Source organism: Ferrovibrio sp. (genome assembly GCF_017994015.1).
Taxonomy (GTDB): Bacteria; Pseudomonadota; Alphaproteobacteria; order Ferrovibrionales; family Ferrovibrionaceae; genus Ferrovibrio.
On sequence record NZ_JAGOLP010000001.1, the window covers coordinates 103,324 to 118,064 of the forward strand.

At 63.0% G+C, this 14,741-nt stretch carries 15 protein-coding genes; 7 read left to right on the forward strand and 8 right to left on the reverse strand.

Annotated features, from left to right (window positions below):
- Positions 1–10: 10 nt before the first annotated feature.
- The 4 genes from trmD to ffh are packed head-to-tail and all read right to left on the reverse strand — an operon-like array spanning position 11 to position 3,154.
- A complete protein-coding gene (gene trmD, locus KBB36_RS00535; protein WP_290975979.1) occupies positions 11–745 on the reverse strand; it encodes a tRNA (guanosine(37)-N1)-methyltransferase TrmD in 735 nt (244 codons plus the stop codon).
- A 2-nt stretch (positions 746–747) separates the two neighbouring features.
- Positions 748–1,320 carry a ribosome maturation factor RimM gene (gene rimM / locus KBB36_RS00540; protein WP_290975429.1) on the reverse strand — a complete coding sequence of 191 codons (573 nt, stop codon included), beginning with the start codon at positions 1,318–1,320 and terminating at the stop codon, positions 748–750.
- Between the two features lie 32 nt (positions 1,321–1,352).
- Positions 1,353–1,724, reverse strand: coding sequence for a 30S ribosomal protein S16 (gene rpsP / locus KBB36_RS00545; protein WP_290975431.1), 372 nt, complete (start codon positions 1,722–1,724; stop codon positions 1,353–1,355).
- 44 nt (positions 1,725–1,768) lie between these two features.
- Positions 1,769–3,154 (reverse strand): signal recognition particle protein, encoded by a 1,386-nt coding sequence (ffh, locus tag KBB36_RS00550; RefSeq protein WP_290975433.1) that lies wholly within the window; start codon positions 3,152–3,154, stop codon positions 1,769–1,771.
- 212 nt (positions 3,155–3,366) lie between these two features.
- Between ffh and KBB36_RS00555 the strand changes: the two genes are divergently transcribed.
- Positions 3,367–3,783 carry an antitoxin Xre/MbcA/ParS toxin-binding domain-containing protein gene (locus KBB36_RS00555; protein WP_290975435.1) on the forward strand — a complete coding sequence of 139 codons (417 nt, stop codon included), beginning with the start codon at positions 3,367–3,369 and terminating at the stop codon, positions 3,781–3,783.
- Entirely contained in the window at positions 3,780–4,232 is a 453-nt protein-coding gene (locus tag KBB36_RS00560) for an RES domain-containing protein (protein ID WP_290975437.1), read from the forward strand. Before KBB36_RS00555 ends, KBB36_RS00560 begins: the two co-directional genes overlap by 4 nt.
- A gap of 9 nt (positions 4,233–4,241) precedes the next feature.
- On the opposite strand, the gene KBB36_RS00565 is transcribed toward KBB36_RS00560, so the two are convergent.
- Both KBB36_RS00565 and KBB36_RS00570 read right to left on the reverse strand, forming a co-directional pair.
- Positions 4,242–5,099 (reverse strand): DUF3108 domain-containing protein, encoded by an 858-nt coding sequence (locus KBB36_RS00565; protein ID WP_290975439.1) that lies wholly within the window; start codon positions 5,097–5,099, stop codon positions 4,242–4,244.
- Between the two features lie 61 nt (positions 5,100–5,160).
- On the reverse strand, positions 5,161–5,619 hold the full coding sequence (locus KBB36_RS00570) for a hypothetical protein (RefSeq protein ID WP_290975441.1): 459 nt from the start codon (positions 5,617–5,619) through the stop codon (positions 5,161–5,163).
- Positions 5,620–5,786: 167 nt separating this feature from the next.
- Here KBB36_RS00570 and meaB point away from each other — a divergent pair, with 167 nt between their 5' ends.
- Entirely contained in the window at positions 5,787–6,806 is a 1,020-nt protein-coding gene (gene meaB / locus KBB36_RS00575; protein ID WP_290975442.1) for a methylmalonyl Co-A mutase-associated GTPase MeaB, read from the forward strand.
- Positions 6,803–8,722, forward strand: coding sequence for a PAS domain-containing sensor histidine kinase (locus KBB36_RS00580; RefSeq protein ID WP_290975444.1), 1,920 nt, complete (start codon positions 6,803–6,805; stop codon positions 8,720–8,722). The genes meaB and KBB36_RS00580 overlap by 4 nt, the downstream gene beginning before the upstream one ends.
- 51 nt (positions 8,723–8,773) lie before the next feature.
- Here the strand turns inward: KBB36_RS00580 and rho are convergent, their stop codons facing one another.
- Together rho and KBB36_RS00590 are read right to left on the reverse strand one after the other, a co-directional pair.
- On the reverse strand, positions 8,774–10,123 hold the full coding sequence (rho, locus tag KBB36_RS00585; RefSeq protein WP_290975446.1) for a transcription termination factor Rho: 1,350 nt from the start codon (positions 10,121–10,123) through the stop codon (positions 8,774–8,776).
- 267 nt (positions 10,124–10,390) lie between these two features.
- Positions 10,391–10,990, reverse strand: a complete 600-nt coding sequence (locus KBB36_RS00590) for a HupE/UreJ family protein (RefSeq protein ID WP_290975448.1) — start codon at positions 10,988–10,990, stop codon at positions 10,391–10,393.
- A 128-nt stretch (positions 10,991–11,118) separates the two neighbouring features.
- Here KBB36_RS00590 and KBB36_RS00595 point away from each other — a divergent pair, with 128 nt between their 5' ends.
- From KBB36_RS00595 to KBB36_RS00605, 3 genes are all read left to right on the forward strand, one after another.
- Positions 11,119–11,556 (forward strand): DUF2946 family protein, encoded by a 438-nt coding sequence (locus KBB36_RS00595; protein WP_290975450.1) that lies wholly within the window; start codon positions 11,119–11,121, stop codon positions 11,554–11,556.
- Between the two features lie 62 nt (positions 11,557–11,618).
- Positions 11,619–12,578, forward strand: coding sequence for a DUF1775 domain-containing protein (locus KBB36_RS00600; RefSeq protein WP_290975452.1), 960 nt, complete (start codon positions 11,619–11,621; stop codon positions 12,576–12,578).
- A 39-nt stretch (positions 12,579–12,617) separates the two neighbouring features.
- A complete protein-coding gene (locus tag KBB36_RS00605; RefSeq protein WP_290975454.1) occupies positions 12,618–14,735 on the forward strand; it encodes a TonB-dependent receptor in 2,118 nt (705 codons plus the stop codon).
- Positions 14,736–14,741: the final 6 nt, after the last annotated feature.

Genomic DNA, 14,741 nt, shown 5'->3' on the forward strand with positions numbered 1-14,741 from the left:
TACCTGTCGTTCAACTGTCACCGCCACGGCCTTTGGAGCGGCCCTGGCGATAGCTCTCCCACAGATCCGGGCGGCGCTGGGCGGTGATCTGTTCCGCCATCGCACGCCGCCAGGCTGCGATCTTCTCGTGGTGGCCCGACAGCAGCACATCCGGCACGCTGCGGCCCTCCCACTCCACCGGCCGTGTATACTGGGGATATTCCAGCAGACCGGCCGAAAAACTCTCCTCGGTGGCCGAAGCCAGCTCGCCCATCACACCGGGCAGCAGCCGCACCACCGCATCCATCACCGCCAAGGCGGCCACTTCGCCGCCTGACAGCACAAAATCGCCGAGGCTGACCTCGGTCACCGGCCGGGCTTCGAGCAGACGCTCGTCGATACCCTCAAACCGGCCGCAAAGCAGAATGGCACCGCCGGCCTGCCGCAAATCCTGCACCAAAGCCTGATCCAGCCTTCGCCCACGCGGCGAAAAATAGATCACCGGCTTGCCGGGCAGCATCTGCATCGCATCATCCACCGCCGCCGCCAGCACGTCGGCCCGCATCACCATGCCAGGCCCGCCACCACAGGGGGTGTCATCCACGGAGCGGTGTTTATCGCGTGCGAAATCGCGAATGTCCACCGCCTGCAAACGCCACAAACCACGCTCCAAAGCCCGCCCGGCCAGACTTTGGCCCAGCGGCCCCGGAAACATCGCCGGGAACAGGGTCAGCACCCGCGCCGTCCAGGCCAGGTCTGCCGCCATGCTCACGACGCGCTCCCGCTCTCCTCTTCCTCCAGCCCGTCATCCGGCTTTGCGCCATCGGCATCGCCGAGCCAGAAGCCCGGCGCCACAACCAGACGGCCGCCCGGGATATCCACCTCCGGCACCGAATCGGAACTGAAAGACACAAACACGATGTCTCGGTTGGCCGACTTGCCCACCGGCATCACTTCCAGCAGGTCGCCGGCACCAAAATTCTGCAAACCCACCACGACGCCAAGCACCACCGCTTCGGGTGTCTCGGCGCGCAGGCCGATCAGATCGGCATGGTAGAATTCACTCTCATTCGGCATCGGCAAAGCAGCGCGGTCAACAAAGAGCCGGGTGTTGCGCATCGCCTCGGCGGCATTGCGGTCGGCAATGCCCTCGATGGCGGCAACCATCATCTCGCCCTTCGGCTGCCCGCGCAGCTTCAGCTTCAGCACGCGGCCACGCTCGTCGGTCAGCGGACCATAATCACACAACGCGCGTGGATCAGCTGTGAAGGCTCGCACCCTCACTTCGCCCTTGATGCCATGCGCGGTGGTGATCATGCCGAGACAGACCTTGTCAGCCATGCTTGCTGGTCAACCTGCTGCCGATTCAAACCTTAGCCGGCATTCTCGGCGGCGGCAGCGGCAGCAGCCTCAGCGGCCTTCTGCGCTTCAGCCTTGATACGCTCCTGCGCCTTGGCCTTCGGCTTCGCCTTGGCCGGGTTGTTGCCATGCTCCCACTGCATCAGGCCGGCCTGGGCGAAGAAACGCGCCACGCGGTCAGACGGCTGGGCGCCCTGGCTGAGCCAATGCTTGCAACGCTCAACATCGAGCTGCACGCGCTCGCGGTCCTTCGGCAGCATCGGATCGTAGGAGCCGATCTTCTCAATGAAACGGCCATCGCGCGGGCTGCGCGAATCGGCCACCACAATGCGGAAATAGGGGCGCTTCTTGGCACCACCGCGGGTCATGCGGATCTTGACGGACATGGTCTTCCTTTCTTCGAACCAGTGATAACGCGAAACTGAAAAATCTACTTCGGCATGCCGGGCAGGCCGCCCATGGCACCCATCATCGACCGCATGAAGCCCTTCTGCCCCAGCTTCGACATGCGTTTCATCATGTCGGCCATTTGCAGATGCTGCTTCAGCAGCTTGTTCACATCCTGCACCGAGGTGCCGGAACCGGCAGCAATCCGCTTCTTGCGCGAAGCATGGATCACCTTGGGATTCTTGCGCTCTTCGCGGGTCATGGAGGAGATGATCGCCTCCTGCCGCTTGAGCACGCGCTCGTCAATATTGGCGCCAGCCATCTGCTGCTTGATCTTGCCAACGCCCGGCAGCATGTCCATCACGCTCGACATGCCGCCCATCTTGCGCAGCTGCTTGAGCTGCGAGGCCATGTCGTTGAGATCAAACTGGCCCTTCTGCACCCGGGCCGCCAGGCGCTCGGCCTCTTCCTTCTCAATCGTCTCAGCGGCCTTCTCGACCAGCGATACGATGTCGCCCATGCCGAGGATACGCTGCGCGATACGCTGCGGATGGAACGGCTCGATGGCATCCAGCTTTTCGCCGACACCGATCAACTTGATCGGCTTGCCGGTGACCGCGCGCATCGAAAGCGCGGCACCACCACGGCCATCGCCGTCCACCCGGGTCAGCACGATGCCGGTGACACCCAGGCGGTCATTGAAGCTCTTGGCGACATTGACCGCATCCTGGCCGGTCAGGCTGTCGGCCACCAGCAGCACTTCATGCGGCTGCGTCGCATCGCGCACCGCCGCCACTTCCAGCATCAGTGCTTCATCAACATGCAGGCGGCCGGCAGTATCCAGCATCAGCACGTCATAGCCGCCGAGCTTGGCGGCTTGCAGCGCCCGCTTGGCGATCTCCACCGGCATCTGGCCGGGCACGATCGGCAGGCAGGCCACGCCGGTCTGCTCGCCAAGAATCTTGAGCTGCTCCTGCGCCGCCGGGCGATGCACGTCCAACGACGCCATCAGCACCTTCTTGCGGTCTTTCTGCGTCAGGCGCAGCGCGATCTTGGCCGTGCTGGTGGTTTTGCCCGAGCCCTGCAAACCGACCATCAGGATCGGCACCGGGGCCACGGCGGCAAGGTCGATCTCGCTGGTTTCGGCGCCCGGGGCATCGCTGCGCCCGCCCAGCATTTCGATCAGGTTGTCATGGACAATCTTGATGACCATCTGGCCCGGGGTCACCGAGCGCAGCACTTCCTGGCCAACCGCCTTCGACTTCACATTGTCGATAAAATTCTTCACCACCGGCAGCGCCACGTCGGCTTCGAGCAAGGCCACGCGCACTTCGCGCATCGCCTCATTCACGTCAGCCTCGCTCAACGCACCGCGCTTGCGCAGACGGTCGAAGACCTGGCCGAGTTTGCCGCTCAAATTCTCGAACATGTGTCCGATAGCTCCTGTGATGTTCCGATCAGGCTGCAGCCAAACGAAAAACGCGCCCGTGCGCGACACTCGCGGACGGACGGCGATCCTCGGACCGGGGCAGTTTCCCTAACCGGAAAGCGGGCGGAATAAACCGCCTTGGGCCGGCATTGTCAAGCCGCCTTGCAATACAAACCATATGGACCTATTTTATGGACCATATGGAGGCGAGCATGGAATTCCTGCGCGAGACCGTGGAAGTGCTGGGCGGTGCGGCGGTATTTCGCCACAGTATCAACACCGCGCAGCAGCTTGATGCGGCCGCCCGCCTGGGCCTGCCGACCGGCAGCATCACTGCGCTCGGCACCGGCTTTGGCATCCAGCCACAGCGGATTCTGCCGGCCACAACCTGGAAACGCCGCCTCAAGGCCGGGCGCCTGAGCCCGGATGAAAGTGACAAGGCGGTGCGCATCGCCCATGTGCTGGCCGTGGCACGCCATGTGCTCGGCCCGGCCATGGTGCCGGATTTCCTGAGCGCCGCGCTGCCGGAACTGGGCGGCAGCAAACCGGCCGATGCCATCCTGAGCGAAATCGGCGCCCGTGAAGTGGAAGCCATCCTCTGGCGCATCTTCTATGGCCTGCCGGCGTGAAAGCCTACCGAATCGCTGACCGCCGGCATCCTTTGCTGGATGGTTTCGGCGCCTATCTGCATGGCGGGCGCTGGAATAGCCGTGGCCGGCGCGTTGTTTATGCCGCCGCCTCGCTGGCAGTGGCGCGGCTGGAATTGCTGGTGCATCTGCCTTTTGGCGCCGTGCCGTCTAGCCATGCCTGGATCGAGATCACCCTGCCCGGCCATGCCGGCATCGAGCGGCTGGACGAAGCCGCCCTACCGGGCTGGCATGATATGGATTGCCGTGTGGCGCGCAGCTTCGGCGATGCCTGGCATGAAAGCCGGCGCAGCCTGGCGCTTTGTGTGCCGTCGCTGGCGGCGCAGGGTGACTATAATATCCTGCTCAATCAAGACCATGCGGATTTTGCCCAGGTCGAAGCCGGCCCGCCTCAGAGTCTGAACTGGGATGAACGGCTGTTCAAACGCTGATAGCCCGGCTCAGGGCGCGATTTCCGGTGGCGCTGGCGGCGGCGCCTCTTGCAGTGGATTCAGCACCATGCGGTCATTGATCCGCGCTGCCGTGACATGGCCAGCAACATCGCCCAGCATCCAGGTGGTGCGCAGCCGTACCGGCAGCCAGACCGGATGGCCCGGCAGCCGGGTGAGCCACATTTCCGTGACTTCATTTTCCAGCTTGCGGGTATTTTCCATGTGTTTGCGGGTATAACCGGCAATCGGCTCGAAGCGGAGCTGGCATTTCAATGCCGGCCCGGCATAGGCTGAGCGTTCGCTGGCCGGCAGGGTTTCCATGCCAACCGCTTCGTAATGCAGGTTGAAGCGCCGCCGGCCATCAAAAATCTGGTCAGTGCCGGCGCAGGGTGCAGCGCTATCCCGCGCCAGCACCCGTGCCAACAAGGCGGTGGTGGGATCAAAAGTATTGCGAATCTGCTCGGGCAGCACGGGATCGCGGTCGTCATTCTCCGCCGGCGGATCAATAACCGTACTGGGCAAGCCATCCTCACCCCACACCATCACAACGCTGCGCCGGGAAAAGCTGCCGTCGCTCTGGCTGGCATAACGCAGCGGACTAAGCCGGCCAGCCGGATCAAGCCGCAGCCGCAAATCACTTTCCATACGGAAACGCAGCAGCAGATTGGCGGTGCCGGTGCTGCGCACAGCCGACATCACTTTCATGCCCTCGGCATTGCCGCGAGCATCCAGTTCAATATCGAAGGCACGGCCACCCAGCGCATAGACCCCATAGCTAAGCTGAGCCGAGCGCAGCCCGGAATCGCTCGCCAAGGCCGAAAGCGGCAGCAACAGGGCAGCCAGGAAAACCGGCAGGCGTATTGGCATACCACTAACATCGGGCATCCCGGCCAGATTTCAAGCCGATTCTATGCCTGGTCAGATGGCCTCAATCACTTTCGAATTGCTGCCGCGCCGCAAGCCTTAGCGTGCGCAGCAATTCCTCGGCATGGGCAGCCAATGGGCGCGGATCCAGCCGGAACAGCGCCCGCACCGCCTCTAGCTCCAGTTGCAGCAGGTCCATATGCACCGGATTGAGCAATTCCGCCCGGCGCAGGCTGGCGCCAAGCAGGCCCAGCGCTTCGGCGGCATGGCTCAGGCCGAGCCGCAAACAGCCATCCTTGAGCTCCCGCGCCACCCGTTCGGCATCGCCCAGGATCAGTACTGCTTCCAATGGCACCGAGCGGGCGAGATCAAAGCGGCGACGCAGATCGTCAAGCCGCGCCGACATTTCGGCCGGGTCTGGCGGTGTGGCGACAACAGTTTCGGCAACCGGATCAGCGGCGTCTTGTACAACATCCTGAGCCGCCTGCCCGCGCCGGTCGCGCTGCAAAGGGAACATGGTCAACAAAGGTCGATCTTTTTTTATGCTGGGGGAGTTCGGTCTGATTCTTAACTTCAACCTTAGGATTAGGCAACCCGGCAAAAGACAAGTCGATGAATTAACCCGCTGTACAGCCTATTTACGCGCCGCGCCCTGGCAGGCGGGCGGGGATTTCAGCTACAATTCCGGCAATGTCGGCTCCCTTCCCCCTTCCCCGCCGCTCGAAAGACCCGGACAGCCTGGCCGGCAGCCTGGCACAGGCTTTGCTGGCCGGCGAACGCCGCGCCCTGGCCCGCGCCATCACGCTGATCGAATCGAGCCATCCAGACGACCAGCGCACCGCCGAAGCCTTGCTGGGGCTGATCCTGCCGGCCACCGGCAAAGCCATCCGGCTGGGCATCAGCGGTACGCCGGGCGTGGGCAAATCCAGCTTCATCGAACGTTTTGGCGGCTTCATCACCAGTCAGGGCCTGCAAGTGGCGGTGCTGGCGATTGATCCGTCGTCACAACTTTCCGGCGGTTCGATCCTGGGTGACAAGACCCGCATGGAGACGCTGGCGCGCGATCCGCGCGCCTTTATCCGGCCCTCGCCCTCTTCCGGCTCGCTGGGCGGCGTGGCGCGGCGCACCCGCGAAGCCATGCTGCTGGCCGAGGCCGCCGGCTTTGACGTGGTGCTGATCGAAACCGTGGGGGTTGGCCAATCGGAAACCACAGTGGCCAGCATGGTGGACATGTTCCTGCTGCTGCTGGCGCCTGGCGGCGGCGATGACCTGCAAGGGATCAAACGCGGCATCATGGAACTGGCCGATCTGGTGATTGTGAACAAGGCCGATGGCGACCTGCTGAAACCGGCGCATCTGGCCCAGGCGGATTACCGCGCTGCCTTGCACCTGATGCGACCACGCCATGCCGCCTGGCGGCCGCAGGTGCTGCTGGCTTCCGCCTTGCTCAATCAGGGCGTCGACGGCGTTTGGCAGGCAATCCAGGATTATCGCGCCGCGCTACAGGCCGATGGCAGCTTGTTGCGGCAGCGTGCCAATCAGGCACGCGGCTGGCTGCGGCGCGAATTGCAGGATGGCCTGTGGGACTGGCTGCGCAGCGATGCTGCCGTGGCCGCCGCCCTGCCGGCGCTGGAAACCGATGTCGGCGAGGGCCGCCTGACCCCGGCAGCGGCGGCACGCCGCCTGCTCGCCTTGTTGCGCCGGCCATGATCGAACCATACCTGCAATTATTCCTCCGCGCCGGCACGCTGGGCTTCCTGCTCTGCCTGATGCTCTGGAAACGGCACCGCTTCGGCAAGGATATCGGCTATGCCGTGTTGGCGGCCGGGCTTGGCGTGATCGTGCTGGCCAACGCACTGGAAGGGCTGGTGGCGCTTTACGGCCCTGCCGGTAGCCGGCCCTTACCGATCATACTGCTCTATCCGCTTGGGGTTATCCTGGTTGGCTTCGGCATCCTACGCTGGTCAGGATGGCTGGAGCGGGTGCAGCGCGAAGCCGAAGAGGCCAAGACTCTCCAGGCGCAGCTTGAGGGCCAACGCCTGCAGTTGCTTGAAAGCCATCGGGTTGGGCGCCTGGGCTATTGGGTGGCTGATCCCGGGATCGGCAGCATCACTTGGTCCGGCGTGATGGCAGACACGCTCGGCCTCGACCCGGCGCGCCGACTGCTGTTCCGAGAAGCCGAGGCTCTGCTGCATCCGGAAGACACAGCCCTGGTGCAGGAAGCCCTGCGCCAGACCTATCGCAGCGGCCAGCGCTTCGATTTACAGGTGCGGCTGCGGGACCAGGCCGGCAATTTTCACTGGTTTGCCCTGGCCGGGGTGCCGCAGCGCGATGCGGAAGGTAAACGCTGGCTGTTCGGCGTGGTGCAGGATATCGATGCTGCAAAACGCGCCGAACTGGAACGCGCCGGCCTATCGACTTTGCTACAGGGTGTGATCGATGCGATCCCGTGCATGATCGTGGTGAAGGATGCCGATCTGCGCTACCTGTTCGCCAATGCCTATGCCCGCCGCCTGTTCCTGCCTGAAGGCCATGCCGCCACCAGCCTGGTGGGCATGCGTTATGCCGATATTGCGCCATCCGATCTGGCGCTGCTGACCGAGCAGGAAGACCGCGCCGTGCTGGCCGGGCAGGTGATGCCGTTCACCGAGGTGCAGCGGCGCTATCGCAGCGATGGCGCCGATCGCTGGTGGATGGCCAAAGTGGCCCTGCGCAGCAACCCGGATGGCGCGCCGGATCATCTGCTGACCGTGGCGCTGGATATCAGCGCCTTGAAACAGGCTGAGGAAACGGCCCGCCAGGCGCAGCGCGAAGTGGAATACCAGGCCACGCAATTGCAGGAACTGGCCGAACAATACCGCCTGGAATGTGAGCGCGCGGTGGAAGCCAGCCGGGCCAAATCCGATTTCCTGGCTTCGATGAGCCACGAATTGCGCACACCGCTGAATGCCGTGATCGGCTTTGCCGAGATCATGACCAGCCAGCTTTTTGGCCCCTTGGTGCCGAAATACCAGGAATGCAGCGAGGATATCCTGGCCAGTGGCCGGCACCTGCTGAGCCTGATCAACGACATCCTGGACATGGCACGTATTGAAGCCGGCCGCTATGAGCTGGATATCCGCGCCGCCGATGCGATTTCGGTGCTGGAAGCCAGCCTGCGGCTGGTGAAATTGCGGGCGCAGCATCGCGGCGTGAATCTGGAATACGACATCGCCGAGGATCTGGGTGATGTGGTGGTGGATGCCCAGGCGCTGAAACAGATTGCCATCAACCTGCTGACCAATGCGGTGAAATTCACCCATAGCGGTGGTGATGTGCGGCTGGCGGCGCTGCGGGAGGGCGAAGGCCTGAAACTATCGGTGAGCGATACCGGCATCGGCATCAAGACCGAGCATCAGAAGAAGATTTTTGAACCCTTCTGGCAAGCCGAAGGCCCGCTGGCACGGCGCCATGAAGGCAGTGGCCTTGGCCTGGCCATCACGCGGCAATTGGTGGAGCTGCACCATGGCCGCATCGAAGTGCGCTCGATCCCCGAACGCGGCACCAATGTCACTGTCTGGCTCTACCCGGCCCCCCGGGCCGCAGACCTGTCGGCAGCGGCCTTGCTCCCGCCGATACAGGACTGACAAAAAAGGGGGCGCCACCGGCACCCCCTTTTGAGATTTCTGAAGCTGAAATCAGGTATTCATCGAATCGAAGAAGTCGGCATTGGTCTTGGAATGCTTGAGCTTGTCGAGCAGGAATTCCATCGCGTCCTGACCACCCATCGGCATCAGGATGCGGCGCAGCACCCACATCTTGGCCAGAATGCCCTTGTCGACCAGCAGTTCTTCCTTGCGGGTGCCGGACTTGGTGATGTCGATGGCCGGGAAGGTGCGCTTGTCAGACAGCTTGCGATCCAGGATGATTTCCGAATTGCCGGTGCCCTTGAACTCTTCGAAGATCACTTCGTCCATGCGCGAGCCGGTATCGATCAGCGCGGTGGCGATGATGGTGAGCGAGCCGCCCTCCTCGATATTACGCGCAGCACCGAAGAACCGCTTCGGACGCTGCAAGGCATTGGCATCCACACCGCCGGTCAGCACCTTGCCGGACGACGGCACCACGGTGTTATAGGCGCGCGCCAGGCGGGTGATGCTATCCAGCAGGATCACCACATCGCGCTTGTGCTCCACCAGGCGCTTGGCCTTTTCCAGCACCATTTCGGTAACCTGCACATGGCGCGAGGCCGGCTCGTCGAAGGTGGAGGAAATCACCTCGCCCTTCACCGTGCGCTGCATGTCGGTGACTTCCTCGGGCCGCTCGTCGATCAGGAGCACGATGAGGTAGACTTCCGGGTGATTGGCGCTGATGGCATGCGCGATATTCTGCAACAGCATGGTCTTGCCGGTGCGCGGCGGCGCCACGATCAGGGCGCGCTGGCCTTTGCCCTGCGGCGAGATCAGGTCGATAACGCGCGAGGAAATATCCTTCTTCGGTGCCGACGTGATCAGCTTCTCGCGCTTGCTCGATTCACCACGGGTCTTGATCGTCGGCGTCTTGGCCACCGCCGGCGCCGGCTCGGCTTCCTCGCTCGGCGGCAATTCCATCTTCAGCCGCTCATTCGGGTAGAGCGGCGTCAGATTGTCGAAATGCACCTTGTGGCGGGTGTTTTCCGGATCTTCGTAATTGATCGTGTTGACCTTGAGCAGCGCAAAATAGCGCTCGCCATCCTTCGGCGCCCGGATGGTGCCTTCGATGGTGTCGCCGGTGCGCAGGCCGAAGCGGCGAATCTGATTCGGGCTGACATAAATGTCATCCGGGCCGGCGAGGTAATTAGCCTGAGCCGAACGCAGGAAGCCAAAGCCATCCTGCAACACTTCCAGCACACCTTCGCCGGTGATTTCCAGGTCGCGATCGGCGAGCTGCTTGAGGATGGCGAACATCATGTCCTGCTTGCGCAGGGTGGAAGCGTTCTCGATCTCCAGCTCCTCGGCGAAAGCGAGCAGATCGGTGGGCGATTTGGTCTTGAGTTCTTGCAGATTCATGGCGGATTCGCGGAGCCTTGGATTTTTTGACCAGGAAAAGACATTTTGGTCGGGAGATTTGGGCGCCGCGGGAATGCAGGGAAACACGGCTGCCGGGTGGAAGAATGACCTGTAGGCTGCGGCAGGGACCGGCGCTAGGGCAGAAAGCACAAAGGCAGGAAACGCGGCGCATGGCCTGGACCGACCCGCAGAAACGGGGCCGATGCGGGGGAAATAGCAATGGTGGCCGCGCTTGTCAAGCGCGGCGCACTAAAGTGATACGCGAATTCAACCAGCGAGGTTGAGCGCCAGGAAGGCAATACCGGTCAGGCCGGCAACGGCACCGGCCAGGCGGCGCGCCAGCAGCGGCTGGGCCGGATCAAACTTGCGCCAGACCAAAGCGGCGCCGGCACAGAGCGCAAACTGGATCAGCGCCAGGCCAACCAGATAGCTCAGCAGCGGCGTGGTTTCGGCGCCGACAATGCTTTCGCCAAAGGCATAACCATGGAACAGGCCGGCCACCGCCAGCAAGGCGGCAAAGCCGGCATCGCCCAGTGGCACCGCCCGCAGCAGCAGCAGGCCGAGCGCCAGCACCGACAGCGCCACTGCGATCTCGCCGCCCGGCAGGTCAATGCCCTGGATATGCAGCAGCGTGCCAGCCAGCGAAGCCAGGATGAAAGCCAGCGGCAGCAGCAGGAAACGCTGACGGGGCGCGGCGAGCAGGCCGGCAGCAAGCAGGAAGACGAGGTGATCGAGGCCGATGATCGGATGGCCCAGGCCGGAGAGGAAGCCGGCAGCCAAGCTGTTGGGCAATTGCCCATCCATGGCGTGATGCGCGAAAGCAGGCATAGCAAAAAACAGCGTGGGCAAGGCCAGCAAGGCGCGCATGGATTTTCTCCGTCTATATGGTGCGGCAAGGCTAGCCGCTCCCGGCAGCCGCGTCAAACGCTAGCGCTGTATACACTGCGACTTCCTGTCGCTTGTGCCGCTGCGCTGAAAGTTGTTACTTCTGCGCCATGCTGCCGCTATCCAGCCGTGCCATCCAGACCCCGCACCATCGCCTGATGGCGTGGCTGGGCCTGCTGGCCTTGCTGTTCCATAGCCTGCTGCCGCTAACCTATCACAGCCTGCAACAGCGCAATGCGGCCAATGCCGGTTTTGACAGTATTGTAATCTGTACCGCCTATGGCATGCGCACGATCCAGATCGGCGCCGACGGCCAGCCGCTGGCGGCGGATGAAACCCCGGATCAGGACGGCAAGGGCCAGCCGGCGGCGCGTTATTGCCCGATCTGTCTCGGCGCGCAGCAGGGCTTTGCCATCCTGCCGGCAATGCCGCTGCTGGCGATGCCGGTGATGCTGGAAATCCTGCGTCATTCGGTCTGGTCGGCCGCACCGCCGCCGGAATTAACCCAACAACGGCCGCATGCGCGCGGCCCACCCGCCAGCCTCTGAACCTGCTTTCGCTGCGCCGCCTGTCTACCGGCGCATCTGCTTCGTTTCAGAGGATTCTCACCATGACATTCAAGTTCCATGGCGGCGCCAGCGCCGCTTTCCTGTCTGCCCTGCTGCTGAGCCACACGGCCGCCGCCCATGTGGTGGCCGATCCGGCCGAGGGCGCTGCCGGCAGCTATTTCCGCACGGCTCTGCGGGTTGGCCATGGCTGTGGCACTTCGCCCACCACGGCGCTGAAGGTTTTGCTGCCCGATGGCCTCACCACGGTACGGCCACAGGCCAAGCCGGGCTGGCAGATCGAGATCGAAAATACCAAACTGGCGCAGCCGGTGGATGCCGGCCATGGCCGCAAGACCGATACCGTGACCAGCGCCATCACCTGGCGTGGCGGTAACCTGCCAAACGAGCAGTTTGATGAATTCGGCCTCAGCCTGAAACTGCCGGAACAGGCCGGCAAGCCGCTCTGGCTGAAAGTGATCCAGACTTGCGCCAGCGGCGAGTTGCGCTGGGAGCAGATCCCGGCCGCCGACCAGGATGCCCATGCGCTGGAGCGCCCGGCGGCATTGATCCGGGTTGCCGGCGGCAAGGCCGACAGCAAGGCCGCGGCCAGCATCGGCATGATGCGGATTGAACAGCCCTTCGCCCGCGCCACCCCGGCCAAGATTGGCGGCGCCTTCATGACCCTGGTGAATACCGGTGCCGGCAGCGACAAACTGCTGAAAGCCGCCTCGCCGGTGGCCGAAAGCGTGGAGCTGCATACGCATATCAAGGAAGGCGATGTGATGCGCATGCGCGCCGTGCCCGGCATCGAGATTGCCGGCAATGGCCGCACCGCGCTGGAGCCGGGCAGCTATCATGTGATGCTGATCGGGCTGAAACAGCCGCTGAAAGAAGGCAGCAGCTTCCCGCTGACGCTGACTTTTGAACAGGCCGGCAGCGTGACGCTGGAGGTGCCGGTGGTGAAAGCCGGCGGCAGTCCGGAAGCTGGCAGCCATGCCGGCCACGGCGGCCATAAACACTAAATAAAACCAAAAAAATCTTTTTCCAGGGGAATTCACGCCTTGAATCCGTCCTCTATCCGCGCGCGCGTCGAAAAGACGTTGCCGCGCCTCGCCCTTGCCTTGTTTGCTTCCGCCAGCCTGCTGGCCCTGTTCAGCGGCGCGGCACGCAGCCAGACCACGCTGCCCGCCGTGACCGTGCAGGGCCAGGCCGAATCTGACAGCCTGACCACACCGAATGAAACCGAGGCCCGCCGCAGCCTGGAGAAAATTCCCGGCGCGGTGGGTTTTGTCAGCGAAGCGGAAATCCGCGACGGCCGCAGCGCCACGGTGAAAGACCTGCTAGATTATGTGCCCGGCGTGTTTGCACAGCCGAAATACGGCCAGGAAGATGCCCGCCTCTCGGTGCGTGGCTCCGGCCTGTCGCGCAACTTCCATCTGCGCGGCATGCGCCTGCTGCTGGATGGCGTGCCGATCAATCAGGCCGATGGCGCCGGCGATTTTCAGGAAATCGACCCGCTGGCTTTGCGTTATATCGAAGTCTACAAGGGCGCCAATGCGCTGCAATTTGGCGCTGCCGGCCTGGGCGGTGCGGTCAATTATGTTTCCCCCACCGGGCGTAGCAATCCGGGTTTCCTGACCCGCCTGGAAGTCGGCTCGTTTGAAACCCTGCGCACGCAGCTTGCCGCCGGCCAGGCCGAGGGCGCTTTTGACTATTATGTCTCCGGCAGCTACGGCCATGCTGAAGGCTACCGCGATCATACCGATCAGGATTATGCGCGCCTGAACGGCAATGTCGGCTATCGCTTTGGCGATGGCGCCGAGACGCGCTTTTACCTGAGCGCCAACAGCATCAACCAGAAAATCACCGGCAGCCTGACCCGCAACGCTGTTTTCGCCACACCGGAATCGACGGTGGAAGGCAATTTCGGCCACAACCGCAACAACACCAAGCGCGACATCAATTCCCTGCGTGTTGCCAACAAGACCACCTGGCTGACCGATAACGGCGATTTCACCCTGGGGGTTTATTACGCCAACAAGGAATTGTTCCATCCGGTGATCTTCAGCCCGTTCTTCGGCATCGTGATCGAGAATGAGGAAAACAATTACGGCGCTTATGCGCGTTACACCCAGAGCGGGCTGCTCTTTGGCAACCGCAACGACCTGGTGCTGGGGGCGCATTATTTTGGTGGCGTGAACCGCGCCCGCACCTTCAACAATGTGGGTGGCTCACGCGGCGCGCTGGCAAGCGATGCCGACCAGATTTCCGCCAATGCGGAAATCTATGCCGAGAATGCGCATTATGTGGCGCCCACACTGGCTCTGGTGACCGGCGCGCAGGGTAGTTTTTCGGAACGAAATCTGGAGGATAAATTCCTCTCCGATGGCGACAATTCCGGCAGCCGCAATTTCTATGCGGTGAACCCCAAGCTGGGCCTGCGCTGGGATGTGACGCCGGGCATTCAGGTTTTCAGCAATCTCAGCCTGGCCAAGGAAGCCCCGCCCTTCTCGGAGCTTGATCCGGCCAGTTCCGGCGCGGGCCTGTTTCCGCTCAAGGCGCAGAAATCCACCACGCTGGAAATCGGCACGCGCGGCAAAAACGGCGATTGGGGCTGGGATGCGGCGCTCTATCGTTCCTGGCTGCGCGATGAAATCCAGCAGGTGCTGATCGGCACCAGCGACGAGGCGCGCAACCTGGACAAGACAATCCATCAAGGCCTGGAACTGGGCGGCGACTGGGTGGCTTTGCGTAATGCCGTGGCGCAGGGCGACAATGTGACCACGCGGCTGGCCTACACCTTCAGCGACTTCCATTTCGACAATGACGCCACTTTCCGCGACAATAAAATCCCCGGTGCGCTACGGCATTATCTACGGGCGGAACTGCGTTATGCCAGTGGCGCCGGCTGGTATGTGGCGCCGAATCTGGAATGGGTGCCGGAGGCCTATCATGTTGACAATGCCAACACCACCAAAACGGCGGCTTACGCATTGCTGGGCATGAAGGCCGGTTATGATTACGGCAACGGCCTGAAATTTTTCCTCGATGGCCGCAACCTGCTCGACAAGACCTACATCTCCAATGTCAGCGTCATCTCAACCGCCGCCAACGGATCGCTGCTCTACAATCCGGGCGACGGCCGCGCCGTCTATGCCGGCGTGGAATGGCGTTTCTGATTAGAG